21 protein-coding genes are annotated in these 21,012 nt (G+C 46.2%); 15 read left to right on the forward strand and 6 right to left on the reverse strand.

From position 1 onward, the window contains the following. The first annotated feature begins 2 nt into the window (after positions 1-2). The 10 genes from guaA to AOC21_RS02805 all read left to right on the forward strand — a co-directional run bounded on the left by guaA (position 3) and on the right by AOC21_RS02805 (position 9,052). Positions 3-1,610 (forward strand): glutamine-hydrolyzing GMP synthase, encoded by a 1,608-nt coding sequence (guaA, locus tag AOC21_RS02760; protein ID WP_215392270.1) that lies wholly within the window; start codon positions 3-5, stop codon positions 1,608-1,610. A gap of 30 nt (positions 1,611-1,640) precedes the next feature. Next, positions 1,641-2,438 carry a ferritin-like domain-containing protein gene (locus tag AOC21_RS02765; protein ID WP_215392271.1) on the forward strand — a complete coding sequence of 266 codons (798 nt, stop codon included), beginning with the start codon at positions 1,641-1,643 and terminating at the stop codon, positions 2,436-2,438. 36 nt (positions 2,439-2,474) lie between these two features. Continuing rightward, positions 2,475-4,346 (forward strand): radical SAM protein, encoded by a 1,872-nt coding sequence (locus tag AOC21_RS02770; protein ID WP_215392272.1) that lies wholly within the window; start codon positions 2,475-2,477, stop codon positions 4,344-4,346. Between the two features lie 60 nt (positions 4,347-4,406). Beyond that, positions 4,407-5,108: a hypothetical protein gene (locus AOC21_RS02775; protein ID WP_215392273.1), complete on the forward strand. Its 702-nt coding sequence runs from the start codon at positions 4,407-4,409 to the stop codon at positions 5,106-5,108. Further along, complete coding sequence (locus AOC21_RS02780; protein ID WP_215392274.1) at positions 5,084-5,812, forward strand: hypothetical protein; 729 nt, start codon at positions 5,084-5,086, stop codon at positions 5,810-5,812. Before AOC21_RS02775 ends, AOC21_RS02780 begins: the two co-directional genes overlap by 25 nt. A gap of 28 nt (positions 5,813-5,840) precedes the next feature. After that, on the forward strand, positions 5,841-6,494 hold the full coding sequence (gene queE / locus AOC21_RS02785) for a 7-carboxy-7-deazaguanine synthase (RefSeq protein ID WP_215392275.1): 654 nt from the start codon (positions 5,841-5,843) through the stop codon (positions 6,492-6,494). Between the two features lie 46 nt (positions 6,495-6,540). Next, positions 6,541-7,005, forward strand: a complete 465-nt coding sequence (gene queD, locus AOC21_RS02790; protein ID WP_215392276.1) for a 6-carboxytetrahydropterin synthase QueD — start codon at positions 6,541-6,543, stop codon at positions 7,003-7,005. Continuing rightward, positions 7,006-7,464, forward strand: coding sequence for a tRNA adenosine(34) deaminase TadA (gene tadA, locus AOC21_RS02795; RefSeq protein ID WP_215392277.1), 459 nt, complete (start codon positions 7,006-7,008; stop codon positions 7,462-7,464). Next, the gene (locus AOC21_RS02800; RefSeq protein WP_215392278.1) at positions 7,461-8,405 is read left to right on the forward strand and encodes an LD-carboxypeptidase; all 945 of its coding nucleotides are present in this window, start codon (positions 7,461-7,463) and stop codon (positions 8,403-8,405) included. Before tadA ends, AOC21_RS02800 begins: the two co-directional genes overlap by 4 nt. Before the next feature lie 80 nt (positions 8,406-8,485). Continuing rightward, a complete protein-coding gene (locus tag AOC21_RS02805) occupies positions 8,486-9,052 on the forward strand; it encodes a heme-binding protein (RefSeq protein WP_215392279.1) in 567 nt (188 codons plus the stop codon). Here AOC21_RS02805 and AOC21_RS02810 read toward each other — a convergent pair. The 5 genes from AOC21_RS02810 to AOC21_RS02830 are packed head-to-tail and all read right to left on the reverse strand — an operon-like array spanning position 9,049 to position 14,611. Next, positions 9,049-9,936: a 23S rRNA (adenine(2030)-N(6))-methyltransferase RlmJ gene (locus tag AOC21_RS02810; RefSeq protein ID WP_215392280.1), complete on the reverse strand. Its 888-nt coding sequence runs from the start codon at positions 9,934-9,936 to the stop codon at positions 9,049-9,051. The genes AOC21_RS02805 and AOC21_RS02810 overlap by 4 nt on opposite strands. Positions 9,937-9,942: 6 nt before the next feature. After that, positions 9,943-10,734 carry a phosphatase PAP2 family protein gene (locus AOC21_RS02815; RefSeq protein ID WP_215392281.1) on the reverse strand — a complete coding sequence of 264 codons (792 nt, stop codon included), beginning with the start codon at positions 10,732-10,734 and terminating at the stop codon, positions 9,943-9,945. A 5-nt stretch (positions 10,735-10,739) separates the two neighbouring features. Beyond that, positions 10,740-11,999, reverse strand: a complete 1,260-nt coding sequence (locus AOC21_RS02820; RefSeq protein ID WP_215392282.1) for a glycosyltransferase family 9 protein — start codon at positions 11,997-11,999, stop codon at positions 10,740-10,742. 17 nt (positions 12,000-12,016) lie between these two features. Then, entirely contained in the window at positions 12,017-13,066 is a 1,050-nt protein-coding gene (locus tag AOC21_RS02825; RefSeq protein ID WP_215392283.1) for a lysylphosphatidylglycerol synthase transmembrane domain-containing protein, read from the reverse strand. A gap of 48 nt (positions 13,067-13,114) precedes the next feature. Next, complete coding sequence (locus AOC21_RS02830) at positions 13,115-14,611, reverse strand: glycosyltransferase family 39 protein (RefSeq protein WP_215392284.1); 1,497 nt, start codon at positions 14,609-14,611, stop codon at positions 13,115-13,117. A gap of 47 nt (positions 14,612-14,658) precedes the next feature. Between AOC21_RS02830 and AOC21_RS02835 the strand changes: the two genes are divergently transcribed. Continuing rightward, positions 14,659-15,456, forward strand: a complete 798-nt coding sequence (locus tag AOC21_RS02835) for a DUF3047 domain-containing protein (protein ID WP_215392285.1) — start codon at positions 14,659-14,661, stop codon at positions 15,454-15,456. 39 nt (positions 15,457-15,495) lie between these two features. Here the strand turns inward: AOC21_RS02835 and AOC21_RS02840 are convergent, their stop codons facing one another. Continuing rightward, positions 15,496-17,784, reverse strand: coding sequence for a cation-translocating P-type ATPase (locus AOC21_RS02840; protein WP_215392286.1), 2,289 nt, complete (start codon positions 17,782-17,784; stop codon positions 15,496-15,498). 51 nt (positions 17,785-17,835) lie between these two features. Here AOC21_RS02840 and AOC21_RS02845 point away from each other — a divergent pair, with 51 nt between their 5' ends. The 4 genes from AOC21_RS02845 (at position 17,836) to apbC (ending at position 20,983) form a co-directional block, all read left to right on the forward strand. Then, positions 17,836-18,027 carry a heavy-metal-associated domain-containing protein gene (locus tag AOC21_RS02845; protein ID WP_215392287.1) on the forward strand — a complete coding sequence of 64 codons (192 nt, stop codon included), beginning with the start codon at positions 17,836-17,838 and terminating at the stop codon, positions 18,025-18,027. A 69-nt stretch (positions 18,028-18,096) separates the two neighbouring features. After that, positions 18,097-18,744: a DUF47 domain-containing protein gene (locus AOC21_RS02850; protein ID WP_215392288.1), complete on the forward strand. Its 648-nt coding sequence runs from the start codon at positions 18,097-18,099 to the stop codon at positions 18,742-18,744. Between the two features lie 80 nt (positions 18,745-18,824). Continuing rightward, entirely contained in the window at positions 18,825-19,766 is a 942-nt protein-coding gene (locus AOC21_RS02855; protein ID WP_371817809.1) for an anion permease, read from the forward strand. 128 nt (positions 19,767-19,894) lie between these two features. Then, on the forward strand, positions 19,895-20,983 hold the full coding sequence (gene apbC / locus AOC21_RS02860; RefSeq protein ID WP_215392290.1) for an iron-sulfur cluster carrier protein ApbC: 1,089 nt from the start codon (positions 19,895-19,897) through the stop codon (positions 20,981-20,983). The last annotated feature ends 29 nt before the right edge of the window (positions 20,984-21,012 follow it).

A 21,012-nucleotide genomic window follows, 5' to 3' on the forward strand; every position in this document is an offset into this window, starting at 1 on the left:
TCGTGCACGACAAAATACTGATTCTCGACTTTGGTTCACAAGTAACTCAACTGATTGCTCGGCGCGTGCGCGATGGGCGCGTGTATTCAGAAATTCATCCGTACGACTGCGATCCAGAATTTATTCGTAAGTTCATTCAAGAACAGGGTGGCAAGGGCATCATCCTTTCTGGCGGTCCTAGCTCTGTAACTGAAGAGGGTAGTCCACGTGCGCCACAGATCGTTTTCGAGCTTGGCGTCCCTGTTTTAGGAATTTGCTACGGCATGCAAACCATGGCTACCCAATTGGGTGGCGCAGTTGCTTCTGCAGAGTCATTGGGTAAGGCTCGTGAATTTGGTTATTCAGAAGTGCGTGCACATGGCCACACTAATTTGCTCAAAGGCATTCAGGACTTTTCAACTAGTGAAGGTCATGGCATTTTGAAGGTGTGGATGAGTCATGGTGACTCAGTCACTGCATTGCCACCATCATTTAAGTTAATGGCTTCAACCGAGTCCTGCCCAATTGCTGGTATGGCCGATGAAGCGCGTCGCTTCTATGCCTTCCAATTTCATCCTGAGGTAACTCATACTATTCAAGGCACTGCCATCATTGAGCGCTTTGTGCACGAGATTTGCCAATGTAAACCTGACTGGGTCATGGGCGATTACATTGCTGAAGCTGTTGAGAGCATTCGTAAACAAGTTGGCGACGAGGAAGTCATTCTTGGCTTATCTGGTGGAGTTGACTCTAGCGTTGCCGCAGCCTTAATTCATCGTGCAATTGGCGATCAACTCACTTGCGTGTTTGTTGATCATGGCCTGCTTCGTCTGAATGAAGGCGACATGGTCATGGAGATGTTCGCACGTAACCTGGGTGTAAAGGTAATTCGGGTTGATGCTAAAGAGAAATTCATGGGTGAGTTGGCTGGTGTTGCCGACCCGGAAGCCAAGCGCAAGATCATCGGTAAAGAATTTGTAGAAATATTCCAGGCTGAATCCGGAAAGATTCAGAATGCCAAATGGCTTGCTCAAGGAACAATTTACCCAGACGTGATTGAGTCTGCAGGTAAGGGTAAGAAGGGCGCGCATACAATTAAGAGTCACCATAACGTTGGTGGCCTGCCTGAAGATATGCATCTCAAATTATTGGAGCCATTACGTGAGCTCTTTAAGGATGAGGTGCGTGAGCTTGGTGTTGCGCTAGGTTTGCCGCGCGAGATGGTATATCGCCATCCATTCCCAGGCCCCGGGCTTGGTGTTCGCATCTTAGGTGAAGTTAAAGCAGAATTTGCCAGCTTGTTACAACGTGCCGACGCAATTTTTATCGAAGAGTTGCGCAATACGATTGATGAGGCAAGTCAGAAGTCTTGGTATGACCTTACTAGTCAAGCCTTTGCTGTATTCCTCCCAGTGAAATCTGTTGGCGTGATGGGCGATGGCAGAACATACGAATACGTTGTTGCTCTTAGAGCGGTACAAACTCAAGACTTTATGACTGCGCATTGGGCTCATCTGCCACATGACCTGCTTGGTAAAGTATCTAACCGCATCATCAATGAGGTACGTGGTATCAATCGAGTTGTATACGACATCAGCGGAAAACCGCCAGCAACAATCGAGTGGGAATAAGGGGCGGGCTACACCAGCCTACTATTTCCTATGCTTGAGTTACGAGAAGCTTCACTCGCAATCCTAGCAAGTACGGATGCACAAACCAAAGTAAGTCAGTTGCTAAAGCTGTTTACTGAATATCAAGAGCAACGAGTAACCCTGGATGTTTCTCTTAAACTTGATTCTCAAAATCTCGCTCTTCCTGGTCGCCCAGTAAAGCCGGAGCTCGTCCTTCCAAAGCTCGTTCCCAAAAGAAGAATGGATACGCTTGAGGGTAGAGCGGGCTTATTGCACTCTCTGGCGCATATTGAATTTAATGCCATGAATCTTGCATTAGATGCAATCTGGCGCTTTCCGGAAATGCCCAAGGAATACTATGAGGATTGGCTTAAGGTTGCTAAAGAAGAGGCTTACCACTTCAGTTTAGTAAACGAGCATTTGCATTCGCTTGGGTTTACCTACGGAGATTTTCCTGCTCACAATAGTTTGTGGGAGATGGTTGAAAGAACTACCGATTCAGTCATTGCTCGCATGGCACTAGTTCCAAGAACAATGGAAGCGAGAGGGTTGGATGCAGTACCTTCAATTCGGGATCGTTTTAAGCAAATAAAAGAAGTTCGTGCGGTTGAGATTCTGGAGATCATTCTGAATGATGAGATCGGCCACGTTTTGATTGGTAACCGCTGGTTTAATTTCTTATGCAGTAAAGACAAGCTTTCCCCGATTTCTGCTTATCGAGAGTTGGCTGCTCAATATCGGGCACCCGTTCTCAAGGGGCCATTCAATATAGAGGCTCGCAAGCAAGCAGGCTTTACAAGTGAAGAGTTAAATCTTCTTGGGGCATAGTCAATGAGTATCAAGGTATTAAGCCTCATCCCACCAATGACCCAGCTGAATACGCCGTATCCTTCTACAGCTTATCTCACTGGATTTTTAAGGTCGCGCGGCATTGATGCGGCTCAAGAAGATCTTGCTCTAGCTCTCGTACTGAGCTTTTTTACCCCCGACGGGATGGCTGAGATTCGCGCAGAAGCGCTGAATACCCCTGAAGAGAATCGCACCGCAAGTGTCAATTTTTTCTTAGATTATTTTGATGCTTATCAATCCACAATCGCACCTGTCATCACTTTTTTGCAAGGTCGTGATAGCACTCTAAGTCATCGCATTAATACTCGAGAGTTTTTGCCTGAGGGGCCGCGCTTCGCTTCGCTTGATGCATTTGATGAAGAAGAGTCTACTGATCCTTTGGCTTGGGCCTTCGGCGCTTTGGGATCGCAAGACAGAGCGCGCCATTTAGCCACTCTTTATCTCAATGATTTATCCGATGTATTACGTGATGCGGTTGATGATCGTTTTGAATTCGTGCGCTATGCCGAATCCTTGGCAAGCAGTCAGCCCACTTTTACGCCGCTAGCAGATGCACTGAGTGCAAAACCGACGCTGATGGATCTACATTTACAAGGGTTAGCCAGCAAAGCGATTGAGCGCCATCGGCCGAACCTAGTACTTTTATCAGTCCCATTTCCCGGTGCAATGTATGCGGCTTTACGCATCGCTCAGGTAATTAAAGATACTCATCCAGATATTAAGATCGCTTTAGGTGGAGGCTATGTCAATACCGAGCTACGGGAGTTATCTGATGCCCGCATATTTGATTATGTTGACTTCATCACGCTAGACTCAGGAGAGAGGCCTTTGCTCGCCTTGCTTGAGCATCTCAATGGCAAGCGTTCAGCCGAGAGATTGATTCGCACGTTTATTCGTAACTCGGGTAAGCAAGTGCAATACCTAAATTGGCAAGAACCGGATGTCCCTTTTGAAGAGGTGGGGACGGCAACTTGGGATGGCCTGCCGTTAGATTCTTATCTATCGCTTCTCGATATGTTGAACCCAATGCATCGATTATGGAGCGATGGTCGTTGGAATAAGTTGACTGTTGCGCACGGCTGCTATTGGAAGAAATGTAGCTTCTGTGATGTATCGCTTGACTACATTTCCCGCTATGAAACAGCTTCTGCAAGTTTGTTAGTGGATCGCATTGAGCAGATTGTTGCTGAGACCGGACAGACAGGTTTTCATTTTGTGGATGAGGCTGCACCTCCAAAAATATTAAAAGCTTTGGCCGAGGAGCTCATTCATCGCAAGGTTCTGATCTCATGGTGGGGCAATATTCGTTTTGAGAAAACCTTTACCCCTGACTTGGCTGAGCTCCTGGCAAAAAGTGGCTGCATTGCTATGTCTGGTGGTCTTGAAGTAGCCTCTGATCGCTTGCTTAATCTCATGAAGAAGGGCGTGTCTGTTGAGCAAGTAGCCCAGGTCACCAAAGGATTCTCAGATGCTGGTATCTTGGTACACGCTTATTTAATGTATGGTTTTCCAACGCAAACAGTACAAGAAACAGTCGATGCCTTGGAGTATGTAAGACAACTTTTTGAGTATGGCTGCATACAAAGTGGCTTCTTTCACCGCTTTACTTGTACCGTGCACTCCCCCGTAGGCATGAATCCTCAAGAATATGGAATTGAGCTCATTCCATTGCCTGAAATCACTTTTGCTAAAAATGATGTGCTCTTTATTGATCCTACCGGCGTTGATCATGAGGCGCTAGGGCAGGGCCTAAAGAAGGCTATTTATAACTATATGCATGGCGTTGGTTTTGATATCAAGGCTAAAACTTGGTTTGAGGGGCTAGGGGTAAATGTTCCTAATACGACCATTCCCAAAAATTTCATCGAGAATGCCTTGTATCGATAGTGCATTTATGCAAATTGGGTTTACTATAGTTTTAATGCTTTAAATACTCCAGGGGATTAAATGAATCTATCGCGCCGCACTTTCATTGCTTCTGCCGCCTTGGCTCCAGTAGCCTGTGGAGTGCCATTGTCGTATCAGCGAGGAACTCCTGTTGCTCAACCCAAGCCAATTCCAACTGTAAGAGCGCCTCAAGTGGGGCAAGAGTGGACATACGTTAAGCGTGATGTTTTCGATGGAAAAATTCGTGGCCTTATTACCGAACGCGTTTCTAGTGTTGGTCAAACTATTGTGATTGATCGTTGGGATGAGAATGGTGGCGGACTCCCTAGTGAAATTCAGGGTCCTTGGGGTATGGTCCAGACAAGCACATCTTGGCCGCGCTTATTAAGTTTCAATCCTCCGCTACCTTTGTGGCCTCTAGAGTTAACTTCGAAGTGGAGCAAGCAGTTTGATGTCAAATATAGTTTAGGCGGATACTCCGAAAATTCTTATGGTTGGCAGGAATATATGAGTGCGCACGGATGGGAGCAGATTACCGTACCTGCTGGCACTTTTTTAACCTTACGTTATGACAATCTCATTAATTACGAGAGTAATGATGACAACAAGACTGATTGCATACGTAAGGAGAGTATTTGGTTTGCGCCCAGCATAGGTCGCTGGGTAGCGCGTGAGTCTTCTGGCTCATATATTATTGTTGGTCAAGGGGGCATGCCCATCTTGGAGGATAAATTTCAATGGCAACTCACTGCTTACAAATAAATAGCTTGCGCCGTCTTACTGTCTTGTTATTGCCCGCCATCCTGGCGGCTTGTATTTCATCTCAGCCATTTCCTAAAGGGCAGATTGTGCCTCAGCCTGCACCCACTCCTGCGGTTAGAGCGCCTCAAGTTGGTCAAGAATGGGTTTATCAAATTAGAAATGTCTTTAATCAAGAGATTATTGATACTGTCACTGAGAAAGTAGTTTCGGTTGGCAGCGAGGTACGCATTGCCCGATCTGGAGTTAAATCAGGACCGCTTCCCGATGAAATTCAATCACCCTGGGGATTTGTGGTTCAAGATCCTCATTGGAAGCCAACCCAGAAATTCCTCAAACCCATTCCTATGTGGCCCTTGCAATTACAGGTCGGCTGGAATGGATTCTTTACATCTCAGTATCAAGATCCAGCGCATCCTGATGGAAATTATTACTGGGGTCTTGGTATGACGGCTTCGCAGTGGGAGCGCATAAAAACTCCTGCTGGAGAGTTTTTAGTGTTGCAAGTTCATAACACGGCACCTAATTTTGTTAGTAATGACCTCTTTAGAGTTGGCAATGAGCGCCAAGAAGACTTATGGTTTGCGCCTGAAGTGGGGCGGTGGGTCATTCGCAGGAGTTCGGGTCGCTACGTCACCCCAGGTGTCTACTGGGCTAATGCTTTTTGGGAGGATTACCTGGAGTGGGAGTTAATCTCCTGGAAATAAGCAAAGCGCTTAAAATAGACGCATTGCTATGTATACCGTAAAAGAACTATTCCCCACGCTTCAAGGCGAAGGTACCCACACTGGTAGGGCGGCAGTATTTTGCCGCTTTGCCGGATGTAATCTTTGGAGTGGGCGTGAAGAAGATCGTGCCACTGCCGTTTGTCAATTTTGCGATACTGATTTTGTCGGTAGCGATGGTTTTGGGGGCGGCAAGTTTGAAACCGCCTCCGCTCTTGCAGACGCAATCGAAGCTTCATGGCGCAGTACCTCAGCTGGTCCGCAGCAGCGTTATGTGGTTTTCACTGGTGGAGAGCCTCTCCTGCAATTGGATGAAGAATTAATTACAGCGCTTCACCAAAAAGGTTTTGAGGTTGCAATCGAAACAAACGGCACTATTAAGGTTCCTAAAGGAGTTGATTGGGTTTGCGTCAGCCCTAAGGCCGGATCTGATTTGATTGTTCTTCAATCAGATGAGTTAAAGCTGGTGATTCCACAAGCGAGTCATCAGCAATTAGAAAAGTTGATGGCCCGCTTTGAGGGAATGGATTACCGCAATCGTTTCTTGCAGCCCATGGATGGACAAAACCTCAAAAGCAATACCGAACTAGCGGTAAGCTTGTGTCAAAAGCGTCCTTTATGGCGCTTAAGTCTGCAATCTCATAAACTCATCGGAATTCGGTAAATTAGATCAGCGTGAGCTAAGCGCCAATATATTAAATAAGTACTCAATGACAAATAAACAACCAGCCATCTCCATTACTCGTCGTCTAGAGTTTGACTCAGGGCACCGCATTCCAAATCATGATGGACAATGTCGTCATCTGCACGGACATCGTTATGCCATTGAGGTGACTCTGACTGGTGAGGTGGCAGATCATCCTGGTAAAGCGGACGATGGCATGGTGCTCGACTTTGGCGATATCAAGCGCTTAACCAATCAATATGTTGTTGATCTTTGGGACCATGCATTTTTGGTGGCTAAAGAAGATGAAGGCTTAGTGGCTTTCTTGGCGAGCTTGCCTAACCATAAGACAGTCATCATGGAGCATGTACCTACCGTAGAAAATTTGGCGAATGCTGCCTTTGCCATTTTGCAGCCAGTGTTTAGTAAAGCATTTAGCGGTCGCTTGGAACTTTCTTCTATTCGTCTTTATGAGACGCCCAATTGCTGGGCTGATGTTCATCCTGCCTAAATGACGCAAACAGAGCTTGACCAGCAATTTATGCGCCTGGCAATTGAGCAGGCTCAGTTGGCTGCCCAATCAGGCGAGGTTCCTGTAGGCGCTGTTTTAGTCAAAGATGGTCGGGTTATCTCCAAGGCATTTAATAAGCCAATTGCCAATCACGATCCCAGCGCTCATGCTGAAATGTTGGCCTTACGAGAAGCTGCTTTGGCGGCAGAGAACTATCGCATTCCTGGTAGTACCTTATATGTGACTCTTGAGCCCTGTGCCATGTGCTCTGGTGCTATGCTCCATGCTAGGATTGACCGAGTGGTTTATGGCGCGCCAGATCCAAAGACGGGTGCTGCTGGTAGCGTGCTGGATTTATTTTCTTCAAAGCAGATAAATCATCAGACTAGCGTTGATGGTGGCATCATGGGCGAAGAGTGCGGCCAATTGCTACGGGATTTTTTTAAGGGGCGACGTTGAAATCCATTCACCTCATTGCTCCATCGGGAGCAAGCTTAGATGATAAAAGCCCTCTAGCTGGGATTAACTGGTTGGAGCGACAGGCGATTGCTGTCCAGAATACGGACTGCGTTCAGCGAGTGTATGAGCGCTTTGCAGGTAGTGATGAAAAGCGTCTTGCAGAATTAAACAGCATCTCCGAGTTGGATCCAAAGACCTTGGTCATGTCTATGCGTGGGGGCTACGGTCTCCATCGCTTGCTTCCTGGAATTGAGTGGGATGCAATTGCAAAGGCCGCTAACAACGGTTTGCAAATATGTGGACATAGTGATTTCACCGTCTTTCAGTTGGGTTTGTTAGCAAAGACTGGCGCCCTTACTTTAGCTGGCCCAATGTTGAATTATGACTTTGGCCGTCTGGCTGATAATGGCGCACCAGTGGTCCCAGATGAATTCATGTGGAAGCATTTCCAGGCTGCAGTTCTTGATCGAAAGCTCGATTGTCAGGTCTTAGCTCCCCAATCTTTCTTAGGTAAAGAAAGTTCACGATCTCTCAAGGGTTTGTTGTGGGGTGGCAATTTAACAGTATTGGCTGGTTTGGTTGGTACGCCATATCTTCCTTCTGCCAAGCAAACGCATGGCGGTATCTTGTTCTTGGAGGATGTCAATGAGCATCCTTATCGCATTGAAAGAATGATGATGCAGCTTTTGGATGCAGGCATTCTTTCTAATCAGAGCGCAATATTGTTAGGTGGTTTTTCTGCTTATCGCCTTTACGATAATGACAAAGGCTATTCACTGGAGCGTGCTATCGAAGTCATTCGTAAACGAGTACCGCAAGAAATCGCAATTCTGACTGGTTTACCATTCGGTCACCAAGCAAATAAATTGACTCTACCTGTTGGTGCACAGGCTTATTTAAATTTCAATTCAAACGGATTTGAAATTAAAGCGCAGTGGTAATTAGTAACCGCAATCGTTTAAGCCATTCTTTTTTGAAGGGCGCGCTCATATCAATTGCGCTCACATTCGCAGGGGCATCAATGGCAACTGAAGAGCCGAAATATTCCGTACTTGAAAAAGAACCTCCTTTTGAAGTCCGATCCTATGCGCCAATGATTGTTGCTGAAGCGCAGGTTGATGGCGATTTAGATGAAGCATCAAGCCAGGGTTTTCGTTTGATTGCGGCCTATATTTTTGGTCAGAATCAAGTGAGCGAAAAAATTGCCATGACAGCCCCTGTAATGGTTGAAGATCAAAAGCAAAAGAGCGCAAAGATCGCGATGACTGCTCCAGTTGGGATTGAATCCAACGCTGGTAAGTGGACTGTATCGTTTGTAATGCCTGCGGAGTACACCATGGAAACCATTCCCAAGCCGATCAATCCGCAAGTTCAGTTACGTCAAATTCCCGGAGTAAAAAAAGCGGTAATCAGCTTTACCGGTTTTTATAATCAGCAAAAAGTTGCTGAGAAAACCTTGGAACTAGAGCAGTGGATGAAGGCCCGAAATCTGCAAGCTACTGGAGCCCCCAATTTTTCACGGTACAACCCGCCCTGGACCTTACCCTTCATGCGGCGTAATGAGGTCATGATTAACCTGCGCGACTAGTTTTTGGCTTCAAAGCTCTTCAGTAAAAATTGGCCGCCACCATTGATGCCCAGGACCTTTGTCAATATCGGCAGAGCCTGCGCGAGATGTTTTTCTAGAGTCCATGGCGGATTAATGATGAACATACCGCTTGCTTGCAGGCGCCGTTCCCCTGGCGCATTTTCAACACGTAATTCTGTATGTAGCCAAGAGCGCTTATGGACCGCTGCAATCTTTTTCAGGCGATCTGGTAATGCTGCTGATTCTCTTCTAGGGAGTACGGGGTACCAAATTGCATAGCAGCCCGTGGCAAAACGTTGCAGAGCTTCTTCTATGGCAACTTCAAGATAGCGATAGTCTTGCTTATCTTCATAAGACGGATCAATCAGCACTATGCCGCGTCGACTTGGGGGCGGTACTAAACCCTTAAGTCGTGCAAAACTATCTTCAGCATAAATATCAATCTGTTTAGACTGCTTTAGTTGGCCAATATTGTGGCGCAGAATATCAATCTCTTTAGGATGAAGCTCAAATAACTTAAGGCGGTCTTGTGAGCGCAACAGACGTGCCAGAATAAATGGTGAGCCAGGGTAGGTGGTGAGCTGACCTTCGACATTCTCAGCCTCAATGTATTTCAGATACTCTTGAATGCTCTCTGGAATTGAGGTGTTTGCATGCTTGTAGGCATCCACATATTGCATCAAGCGAAAAATGCCACCATCAGCTTCCTTGCTCACGGTGGAGAATCCATCTTGCAGACTATAGATGCCAGCCCCCGCATGAGTATCTACCATTGTGAGTGCACCAGGCTTCTCTTGTAGGTAGTTAACCAAGTGAATTAGGGTGAGATGCTTCAGGATGTCTGCATGACTTCCAGCATGAAATGCGTGTCGATAACTAAACATCTTCGGTTATTTTGCCTTGCCAGGTATCTGGGTAAATTGCGCCTTGATATAAAAGACGAGGGTAGCAGCCACAATAGCAATAGATAAATACTGCAAAGGAAGATTGAGCTCTAAATCCATGATTTGGGTGAGGTGGATATACATTGCTATAACGCCTCCCAGCGCAATCAGATGTGCCCATATTTTTCGAGGGCCCAATTGGTTCTCTGGAAAATAATTGGCTAGTAGAGCTCCGAACATGCCGCACCAAATACCAAAACCTGCGCCTCCCAAAACATCGGTGAGCCAGTGAGCCCCTACAGCACTCCGTGATAGACCAACTAGTGCCGCGAGTAAAAACAAGAGTAATAGTGGAGTACGTTTATTTTTATCTGCAGAAAAATAAAAGGCGCTTGCAATAGCAAATGCAGTCAGCGTATGACCGGAAGGAAAAGCTCTGTGGAGAAGTGCTTCACCGATGCGATAAAAACTTCCCTCAGTCAGTAATCCCGCGGGTCTTGGTAGATCAAACAGGCCCTTTAAAATTGAGCTAGCTAATGCGGCTATTGCGCCAGAAAAAATACCGGCAGTGAGTAATCTTGGCGCTAGCAGCAATAAGGGAAAGGTGAGTGCAAAAATGCCCCAGCCATTACCTAAAAAAGTAAGCCATGCCCAAAGTGTATCTGGGAGTAATTGCGTAAATCGATTAATGAATAAAAAGCTACTACTTTGCAACTCACCAAAATAAATTACGCCAGCCAGTGCAAGTGGAGCCAATGGAATGAACCAAGCAAAATGCGGAATTGCCTTATTGCTCATTCAGATTAGTGGGCTTTCGCCTTATCGGCATCTTGTAATTGCTTCATCACTTTATCCAACACTTGCGGCACGGTGATGGCTTGCATGCAGACATTGTCATGACAAGGAGTTTTTCGGTGATTAGCGGCGCTGACGCAGGGAGAGCAAGCCAGGTTTGCAGTAATTGCGATTGAGTTTCCAACTGAGCCATACAAGGCTGGAGTTTCCGGCCCAAAGAGAACTACTGTTCTCAATGGCGTTACAGCAGAAAAATGACCCGGTCCAGAATCGTTGGTCACCATGACATCTGACAAGGTATAGAGGGGTGGCAATTCAGCAAAACTAACCTGTCCGGCAAAGTTCAATGCATTTTTAACATTAGCCACGGCGCGAACCTTCTCTACATAATCAAACTCAGCTGGCGAGCCAGTAATCAGTATGAGGTCATTTGGGTATTGTTGGTGTGTTGCTTGAATTAATTCAGAGAAACGCTGCTGCGCCCAACGACGCTGCGGCAGTAGGTCGCTTGCATTCGGATTAATCAGGATGAGACGCTCTTTACCAGGGGTGTAATTGATATTGGCCTCATTTGCCAACTTTTCAATACGTGTACGCACTTTTTCTAAAGCGCTTGGATCGATGATTGCTTGCTCTAAGCGCACTTCAGAATCAGGGATCTCAATCTTGCTAAATGGAACTTCTATTTTTTGGGCAAAAGCTGCATGAATTAAAGATAGAAAATTCTTCGTAATGTGAATATGCGGGTTGTAATGCACTTTGCGGGTCAGCATAAATCCACGCCACAATCCTTCACCATGGAAGATGTGGTAACCCACGCGGCGACGTGCACCACACATGCCGGTTAGTAGGGCGGTAAAACGAGAGAATAGTTCTAAGTCGATGACGGTATCAATGCGGTGCTTACGAGCAAGAATCAGAAAGCGCAATGTGTCCTTGATTAAGCCACCCAAGCTTGATGAGTCGATCGTAAAGATATTCTCTGGCTTAACAGTATTGAGTAATGTCAGGCTGGCGCGATTGCTTTTGAAGATTAAGAAATATAACTCAGCACCACGTGCTTTTGCATTGCGCATCGCCGGATCTACCAAAATGGCGCTGCCCATTTCAGAGAGTTCAATGAAGAGTAATTTCTTAGGGGTTTCTGGACCGCGACTGAAGATATTTTTTATGGCATCAGTGAGGGCAATCAATGGGCTCACCATTGCGCAAAGCGGTACTCCGACCCAATGATCAATGGCGCGCATCGTGTTGACACTAATAGTCATAGTTTTGCTCTAAAAAATTATTTTCGTTTTAATAAAAAATAGGCGCCGGGCAAAACTGATAAGACAGTAATTGCTCCGTAGCTAATGGAGGCCAAAACAGTCAATGAGGGATTAACGCCCCACAAGGCCAAGACGGATGATAGCGTTGCCTCACGTAAACCCCATCCAGAAATACTAATAGGAAGCATCAGCAACAAACTGAGGGCGGGCAAGCCAATCATGAGGCCTTCAATAGGTGCGTCTACTCCATAAGCCTTGAGGCAAAACAGCAAGGTCAAAATGGTAAGGAAGTGAATGCCAATCGCTAAAAAAGCTTGCGCAATATTATTTGGCCAAGCAAACGCAAGCTGGATGCCAGGCATTGCGTTGTTCATATTGAAGCGATCCAAGAATTTTTGCAGAAGTTGCTTGCTAGGACCCCAGGCCAAGATCAGAGCAATAGCAATACCTGCTAATAGCATCACTGCCATCACTGCATAACCCAGGTCCTGACCCCAGGCCGCTAATGTTGCTCCGCCTAATATCAAACCAATACCGCCAAGTAAATTATTGCCAGCCAATCCCAATAAGCGATCGACTAATACCATTGCAAAACTTAGGCGCAACTTCGGGGTAGCGTGTTCCAGATCTACCGAGTGATGAAGTTCGGCGTCTAATTCTTTGGTTTCGGTGAGATTGCCGGCACTAGTTAAATGTGTCGCTGTAATTGCGCGATAGCTATCGCCGCCCAAAGTGCTCGGCAAGCCTTGGTTAATCAAACCGCCCGCAAAGTAGAGGCCGATGTAGGAGCGAATGCGGCGTGGAAATCCCACGGCTTGCATAAATAATCCCCAGCGGTATCCGCCGCAAACAAAGGCACACATCATGCTGGCTAGTGCAGCCAAAAACCATAGAGGTTGCATCTGAATGTGAGTATCAAATAGAGAGTGCCAATTAATTCCGCTGGTTGCTTTCCAGAGGAGAGCAATGGAGAGCAGGACACGTATTGTGGGCCAAGCACGCTTGAGAATGGATTTCCACCCCGATTGGGTGCTGGGATGGGGGGTCAGCTTGGCTGGTGAACTCATAACGTAAGGATAATGCCTAAGACGCCTAAGGTCTTGAATTTGGGGGTATTACTCCTTGCGGCTAGGTGTCTGCCAATTCCTGCAAAGACTGAAGTCAAATTTTGACAAAACTCGGCCAAATCGCTCAATTTCCAGGCTGTCCAAGGGCTCACATACCTCAAAAGCAGATTTATCGCCTACTGGTATAGGGTGAGGCATGCCTGACCAGTTAATCAGCAGTACATTTGCCCCCGTTGGTAAATTCCCAAACCATAGATCAAACTGATCCTGTCTCTGATCTAAAACAAATACCGGGGTGGGAGATGCGTACCACGCAGCACGGCTACCTAAAGTCCAGTTTTGCACAGCAATGCCATTTGCTTTAGTTGCTTTCGCTAACTCTGCTGCTTTTTGACCTGCCACTTTCCAGCCATATAAATCTGCAATTGGATTGGATTTGATTGATGCTGAGCTAATCCCGCCAGAGAAAACATACCCAAAGCCAATGCAACACAAGATTATTTGGATGAAAAATAAAATACGTATCCATTGGCGATGCTGTGTGGCCCAGGCTTTTGCTAAACCAATTCCGGCAAATGGCGCCAGACAAAACCATGCTGGTGAAGTCCAATGAGGAAGTCCACCCCCGCCAGAGAGGCTTACAAAGATTGCAAAGGGAATGAAAAAGAACCCGAGGAGCGCAAGCAATGATATTTTTGTTGCGTGCATGCAGTCTTTTAAAAATATAAAAGACCCTAAGATAAATAAAGGGCCAAATACCAGTATCTGAATCCCAATGTAAGCGCCGAGTCTGCGCCAGAGCCACTCGCCACCACCTCCATGAGCCAGTTGATATTTAAACGAAATCCAATCGTTTGCCCAATTCCAATATAGAACAGGGCTGATGAGTAGCAAGGCAACAATCACTGCTAGCCAAAAACCGACCTTGGTAATCCATGGTTTTCTTGGTGCGCTCAGGAAAACAAATAACAGTGCAAATGCAGTAAAAGCCGCCGTATATTTACTGAGGCCCGCTAGACCCAATAAGACACCAGTAATAATCCAGTCACTAATTTCAAATTGATCTTTACTCAACCAACGTAGCGCCATCAACATCAGACCAAGACTTAAGGGTGCTAATAAAGTATCTGGTAGCAAACCAATTGCCAAAATATGCAACATGGGCGCAGCAATCACAACCAAGACTGCTAACAGGCCGCATAAATTTGCGGATGGAAGTGCACTTGTTAGATAGCCCGCATTACGTCCGCGAATCAAGTGATGTATTTCGACCGTTACTTTATAGACCAAGTAAGCGGAAAGAGCCCAAAGAAGTTCTGGGATTAAACGAATGATTCCCTCTGAAGAGGTGAGTGCCACCAGGGGCCACTGAATCCAACCCACCAAAGGTGGATGATCAAAATAGCTCCAGGCTAAATGTTGGGCATACAGGGCATAGTGAGCCTCATCAACTGAGAACTCAATTGAAAAGCCTAAGACCAGATGCACTACTGCGGCAATCAAGATGCAGATTGCAGCCCAGCTGGAAGGTGATTGATGGCGCATAGGATGATTTTAGACTCACGGAGGTGATTCTTTGGGACAATTGAGACATGTTCAAGAAAGGTCTATTACTTTTAGTCATCAGCACAGCATTATTGTTGGCTGGATGCGCTGGATTGGGCGGCGATTCTGTACAAAACGAAGCTGGACAGCCATTTAATGCAGATCAATTGCCAGCCCAAGAGGATTTGCCTAAATTCTCGGCCGAGACTGCACGTGATGGCATGCCCAATGGTTGGAATTTTTATCGCATAGCGCCATTTAAAAAGAATACGGTGTATCGCCTTGAAAACTACCAAGGCAAAACGGTGCTTAGCGCAAACTCGAAGACATCCGCTTCTGGATTGGCTGTGAAGTTACGCCCGCGCCAGGCAGCGAACTTATTTCTGCAGTGGGAGTGGAAGGCGCTTAGCCCAATTGCCAATGCTGATAATGCGGATGGCTATACCGATGATGCACCACTACGCATATTAGTTGCATTTGATGGCAACAAATCTAAGTTACCCTTAAAAGAAAAAATGACCTTTGAGATGGCCAATCTTATTAGTGGGCAAGAGATGCCTTATGCAACCTTGATGTATATCTGGTCTGGAAAATCCCCTGTCGATACCATCATTACTAATGCCCATACTTCTCGAGTCAAAATGATTGTGGTGGATTCTGGTTGGGATAATTTAGGTCAGTGGCATAAGCATCAACGCGATTTAGCGGCCGACTATAGGCGTGCTTATGGCGAAGCGCCAGGTGAAGTCATTGGTATTGCCTTGCTTACTGATACTGATAACACCAAATCAGAAACACGTGCTTTCTACGGCGATATTGAATTGCTTCGCAAGAATTCAAAATAAACAGAGTATTAAAAATTTTTGTTCTTTGTTCTTTGTTTTTTATTGTTGGGCAGGGCGCCAACGTTTCAGCAGCAGTGCATTGCTGAGAACACAGAAGCTTGATAGCGCCATGGCGCTTCCAGCAAGCATGGGTGAGAGATAGCCCAATGCGGCCAAGGGGATGCCGGTGGCATTAAAGATAAATGCCCAGAATAAATTTTGCTGAATCTTTTTCCATGTCCGCTTAGAAATATCAATTGCATTTGCTACTAAATTAGGGTCACCTCTCATTAGGGTGATGCCGGCCGCCTGCATTGCTACGTCAGTACCCGTAGACATTGCCATACCCACATCTGCAGTCGCTAGAGCAGGGGCATCGTTTACGCCATCACCCACCATCGCGACGTATTGACGTGCACCATCTTGCAACTGGAGTTTGCGAATGATCTCCGCTTTATCGCTCGGCATAATTTGCGCAAATACTTCTTTAATGCCGATCGTTTTTGCAACGCGATTAGCAGCAGCGATATTGTCGCCAGAAAGCATTACCGCACATATACCGAGGTGATGCAAAGAGCTTATGGCCTCTTTAGCATTATCTTTAAGCTCATCTCCAAAAGCGAGAATGGCAATTGGTGTCGAGAGTGCTTGGGCTGATGTAGATGATTCATTAGCCATCAACACACTCACTGTTTGACCGGCATCAAAACAGGCCTGCGCTTTTTCCAGTATTACAGTGTGATGACCATTGCCCTTTAGGGATGCAATGCTTTGTAGGCTCAGGCTCTGACCTATAAAAGCGCCTGAACTGGGTTTGCCGCTGATACCAATACCAGGCATGGCTTTGCTATCGGCTGGGGTAATGGGGCTCAATCCCTTTTGCTTAGTAGCATCTAGTAGGGCCTTTGCCAGAGGATGCTCGCTTCCTAGTTGCAGGCCTGCGGCAGTTTCCAAGATGTCATCATTGGCATAAGCGCTTGATAGTGGAATGATTTCTAGCAGTCTCGGTTTACCAATTGTGAGCGTACCCGTTTTATCAAAGGCAACCACATTCAAGCGATGTGCTAACTCTAGAACTTGAGGGTCCTTAATAAGGATGCCATAGCGTGCTGCTACGCCAGTTCCTGCCATGATGGCTGCGGGTGTTGCAAGACCTAGAGCACATGGACATGCAATTACAAGAACGGAGACCGCTCGCAAAATGGCAATCGATGCAGAGTCTAAATAAAACCAGTTCGCCAATCCAGTGATCAATGCAATCACAATGACGCTTGGTACAAATATAGCGCTGACTTGATCAACCAATTTTTGTATGGGCGCTTTTTGCGTCTGCGCATCTTCTACCATGGAGATGATTTTGGAGAGTACGCTCTCGACCCCCACTGCTTGGGCTTGAATAACCAATAAGCCTTCGCCGTTGAGTGAGCCGCCGATCACTTTTTCGTCAATATGTTTTTTAACGGGATCGCTTTCTCCGGTGAGTAGAGATTCATCAACATGGCTCTTGCCAAGTAAGATCACTCCATCGACAGGAATGCGCTCACCAGGCAATACCAATACGCGGTCATTTGGAAATACTTGATCTAGTGGGAGATCACGATATTGGTCTAATGCAGAGTTTTCGGAGATGACGATATTGCGCTCAATGACTTTAGCGTGCTCTGGCCATAGTTTTTGTAAAGCACGTATTGCTTCACTAGTTTGTTGTTTGGCTCGCGCTTCTAACCATTTACCAAGTATGACCATGCAGATGATGACTGCGGATCCCTCGAAGTAAAGTTCGTGACTTGCATGAGGTGATGCAATCATTTGGTAGACACTCAGTCCGTATGCTGCACTCGTACCCAGTGCTACCAACAAATCCATATTGCCAACACCTGCCATCAGAGATTTGAAGCCTGCTTTATAAAAGCGCCAACCTAAGAAGAATTGCACTGGAGTTGCGAGTAACAACTGCCACTGTGGTGACAAAGACCAATGAATGCCAAATGGCATGAGGAACATGGGCAAAAAGAGTGGGGCAGAGAGTGCGAAGCCCAAAATAACGCGGCCTAGGCCATCTGCACCCCAGAATAATCTAGAGGGCGCCAACTCTGGAGTTGCGTGGGGGCTGCTGATTTTGGCTGAATAGCCTGTTTTTTGTACTAAAGCGATGATTTCATCAATTTTGACCCCAGAATCTGCTTTTAGGCGAATTTTGGCTTGTTCGGTGGCCAAATTCACGCTAGCAGCCTCAACCCCGGGAATCTTGTCTAAAGCCTTCTCAACCCTGCCAACACAGGAGGCGCAGGTCATGCCGCCGATATCGAGAGTAAAAAGCTCTGGATTGGTGTCTTTTTGGGGTCTCATATAGAAGATAATCTACTCCATGCAAGCCGTATTCACCTCTAAAGGGCCTATATGTTGAGTTTGAAAGTATCCGGAATGACTTGTGGAGGCTGTATTAATGCCGTTACTCGGGCAATTCAGGCTGAGGACCCGCAAGCAAAAGTGCAGGCAGATTTGGCGAGTCAGACGGTCACGCTTGAGACAACCTTATCCCCCGCTCAGGCAAGCCAGTTAATAACAGATGCGGGCTTTCCAGTAGCTTAATAGCAATTGTTTAGAATGTCGGCAAACCTAACAAAACCCGTAGTTTTTGTACCCAAAGGATCGTGATTTATGTTCTTCAGTAAGTTAATGCCTCACGATGGTAATTTCTTCGAGCTATTCAATGAGCATGCAAGCAATATCGTTGCAGCCTCCGAATCTTTTTTAAAGTTTGTCGAGCATTACGGCGATGACGCCCTACGTGCCAAGTACACCCAAGACGTTGATAAAGCAGAGCACGCTTGTGATGATGTGGTGAAAGAGGTACACCGTCGTTTGCACAAAACTTTTATTACGCCCATCGATCGCGATCAAATTTTTTCACTCATCAATACGATGGATGATGTGGCTGACTTATTGCAAAACGGTACAGAAGCAATGCATTTGTATAACGTAAAGCAAATGACGCCAGAGATGTTGCAGATGGCAGAGCTTTGTAATCAGTGCTGCATCAGCATGAAGAATGCTGTTGCGACATTGAAAGATATTTCCGATCCAGAAGTGGCTAAAGCCGCATTAAAGACTTGCGATGAGATTGACCACCTAGAGTCTGGGGCTGACCGCCTTTTATCTACTGCTATTACTAGACTTTTCCGTGAAGATATCGAGGTGCGCGAGCTAATTAAATGCCAGCGTATTTACGAGTTGCTTGAGGAAGTTACCGATAAATGTGAGGATGTTGCCAATTTAGTTGAAGGCATCGTTCTTGAAAACTCTTAAGGCGAATTAAGTTGCCAGCGACAGAAGTAGCTTTTTGGGTTGTAGCGCTCTTAGTGGCGCTTGCTCTTGCGTTCGATTTCATGAATGGATTTCATGATGCGGCCAACTCTATTGCGACGGTTGTTTCAACCGGGGTTTTAAAGCCACAGCAAGCAGTTGTCTTTGCAGCCTTCTTTAACTTTCTTGCAATCTTCATTTTTCATCTAAGCGTAGCTGCAACTGTAGGCAAGGGAATTGTTCATCCTGCAGCGGTTGATTTGCATGTCATATTTGGTGCCCTAGTAGGCGCGATTATCTGGAACGTGATTACTTGGTATTACGGCATTCCATCTAGCTCATCTCATGCTTTGATCGGTGGCTTGGTCGGAGCGGCATTGCCTAAGGCGGGCATGGATGGCTTAGTTTGGTCCGGAGTCATCAAAACGGTTTCCTTTATTTTTATTTCCCCTTTGGTTGGCTTCCTACTTGGTTCTTTGATGATGTTGCTAGTAGCTTGGGTTTGTAGAAATGCTAACTTAGCTAAAACAGACCGTTGGTTCCGTCGTTTGCAATTGGTATCTGCAAGCGCCTACAGTTTGGGTCACGGTGGTAATGATGCTCAAAAAACGATCGGCATTATTTGGCTCTTACTCATCATCACTGGGTACGCCGAAGCTAGCGCCAAGATGCCGCCAACTTGGACAATTATTTCTTGTTATATCGCGATTGCAATGGGCACGATGTTTGGCGGTTGGCGAATTGTGAAAACTATGGGGCAGAAGCTCACTAAACTAAAACCAGTAGGTGGTTTCTGCGCAGAAACTGGCGGTGCAATCACCTTATTTGCAGCGACAGCAATTGGTATTCCCGTTTCCACTACCCACACAATTACTGGGGCTATTGTTGGTGTTGGATCAACTCAACGCGCTAGCGCGGTTCGCTGGGGAGTTGCTGGAAACATCGTTTGGGCTTGGATCTTCACTATCCCAGCCACTGCTTTGATGTCAATGGCGGTTTACTACTTGAGTCTGATGATTTTTTGAGACGTTAAAAAGTAAGTGATTAATGTCACTTTCAGCAATTATTTGCAGCTACGAGTAAGCTAGCGCTAATTTAAGAAAATACTTGAAACCTAGATACATTCTAGGTTTATTCATATTAGGAGAAGGTAGTGTCAGTTACAGCAGAGTCAGTACAGGCAGCACTCAAAAACTTAGTCGACCCTAATACCAAGGTTGATTTTGTCACTGCAAAGAATATTAAAAATCTCCGCGTAGAAGACGGCAACGTTTCTTTGGATATCGTGCTGGGCTATCCAGCTAAGAGCCAGTTTGATTCAATTCGTAAGTCAGTGATCAATGCTTTGCGTGAGTTACCTGGCGTAAAGAATGTGAGCGCCAATATATCCAGTCAAATCGTTGCGCATGCAGTACAACGTGGTGTCAAATTATTACCAGGCGTAAAAAATATTATTGCAGTTGCGAGTGGCAAGGGTGGAGTAGGGAAGTCCACAACAGCAGTGAACTTGGCACTAGCACTTGCAGCCGAGGGTGCGCAGGTCGGAATTTTAGATGCGGATATCTATGGACCCAGCCAGCCTATGATGTTGGGCATCACTGGTAGACCGGACTCTATTGAAGAAAATACAATTGAACCAATGGAAGCCTATGGTTTACAGGCAAGCTCGATTGGTTTCTTGATCGATGATGATGCCCCAATGGTTTGGCGTGGTCCGATGGTCACCTCTGCTCTTGAGCAATTACTCCGTCAAACCCGTTGGCGTGATTTGGATTACTTGATTGTGGATATGCCGCCTGGTACGGGTGACATTCAGCTCACTTTGGCGCAAAAGGTTCCTGTGACTGGATCAGTCATTGTTACTACGCCACAGGATATTGCTTTATTAGATGCACGCAAAGGCCTGAAGATGTTTGAGAAGGTAGGCGTGCCTATCATTGGCATTATTGAAAACATGAGTACTTACGTTTGTACAAAATGCGGACATGAAGAACATGTGTTTGGTACTGGCGGCGGTGAGAAAATGTGTAAAGAATATGCGGTGGATTTCTTGGGCTCTTTACCGCTCAATCTTTCGATCCGTGAACAGGCCGACGCAGGTCGTCCAACGGTAGTAGCTGACCCTGATGGCGCTATTAGCGCGATATATAAAGGCATTGCTAGACAGGTTGCTATTCGTGTTGCTACTCTATCAAAAGATATGAGCAGTAAATTTCCGAGCATTGTGGTTCAAAACACTTAAGGCCCTGAATATTTATGCGCTTTGCAGTG

This window comes from Polynucleobacter sp. VK25 (assembly GCF_018687355.1).
Taxonomy (GTDB): domain Bacteria; phylum Pseudomonadota; class Gammaproteobacteria; order Burkholderiales; family Burkholderiaceae; genus Polynucleobacter.

What these genes read in the sequence shown, in the direction of transcription:
- AOC21_RS02765 (WP_215392271.1), top strand. Translation starts at nt 1,641, where the DNA reads ATGCTTGAGTTACGAGAAGCTTCACTCGCAATCCTAGCAAGTACGGAT.
- AOC21_RS02770 (WP_215392272.1), top strand. Translation starts at nt 2,475, where the DNA reads ATGACCCAGCTGAATACGCCGTATCCTTCTACAGCTTATCTCACTGGA.
- AOC21_RS02775 (WP_215392273.1), top strand. Translation starts at nt 4,407, where the DNA reads ATGAATCTATCGCGCCGCACTTTCATTGCTTCTGCCGCCTTGGCTCCA.
- AOC21_RS02780 (WP_215392274.1), top strand. Translation starts at nt 5,084, where the DNA reads ATGGCAACTCACTGCTTACAAATAAATAGCTTGCGCCGTCTTACTGTC.
- queE (WP_215392275.1), top strand. Translation starts at nt 5,841, where the DNA reads ATGTATACCGTAAAAGAACTATTCCCCACGCTTCAAGGCGAAGGTACC.
- queD (WP_215392276.1), top strand. Translation starts at nt 6,541, where the DNA reads ATGACAAATAAACAACCAGCCATCTCCATTACTCGTCGTCTAGAGTTT.
- tadA (WP_215392277.1), top strand. Translation starts at nt 7,006, where the DNA reads ATGACGCAAACAGAGCTTGACCAGCAATTTATGCGCCTGGCAATTGAG.
- AOC21_RS02805 (WP_215392279.1), top strand. Translation starts at nt 8,486, where the DNA reads ATGGCAACTGAAGAGCCGAAATATTCCGTACTTGAAAAAGAACCTCCT.
- AOC21_RS02810 (WP_215392280.1), bottom strand. Translation starts at nt 9,936, where the DNA reads ATGTTTAGTTATCGACACGCATTTCATGCTGGAAGTCATGCAGACATC.
- AOC21_RS02815 (WP_215392281.1), bottom strand. Translation starts at nt 10,734, where the DNA reads ATGAGCAATAAGGCAATTCCGCATTTTGCTTGGTTCATTCCATTGGCT.
- AOC21_RS02820 (WP_215392282.1), bottom strand. Translation starts at nt 11,999, where the DNA reads ATGACTATTAGTGTCAACACGATGCGCGCCATTGATCATTGGGTCGGA.
- AOC21_RS02825 (WP_215392283.1), bottom strand. Translation starts at nt 13,066, where the DNA reads ATGAGTTCACCAGCCAAGCTGACCCCCCATCCCAGCACCCAATCGGGG.
- AOC21_RS02830 (WP_215392284.1), bottom strand. Translation starts at nt 14,611, where the DNA reads ATGCGCCATCAATCACCTTCCAGCTGGGCTGCAATCTGCATCTTGATT.
- AOC21_RS02835 (WP_215392285.1), top strand. Translation starts at nt 14,659, where the DNA reads ATGTTCAAGAAAGGTCTATTACTTTTAGTCATCAGCACAGCATTATTG.
- AOC21_RS02840 (WP_215392286.1), bottom strand. Translation starts at nt 17,784, where the DNA reads ATGAGACCCCAAAAAGACACCAATCCAGAGCTTTTTACTCTCGATATC.
- AOC21_RS02845 (WP_215392287.1), top strand. Translation starts at nt 17,836, where the DNA reads ATGTTGAGTTTGAAAGTATCCGGAATGACTTGTGGAGGCTGTATTAAT.
- AOC21_RS02850 (WP_215392288.1), top strand. Translation starts at nt 18,097, where the DNA reads ATGTTCTTCAGTAAGTTAATGCCTCACGATGGTAATTTCTTCGAGCTA.
- AOC21_RS02855 (WP_371817809.1), top strand. Translation starts at nt 18,825, where the DNA reads ATGAATGGATTTCATGATGCGGCCAACTCTATTGCGACGGTTGTTTCA.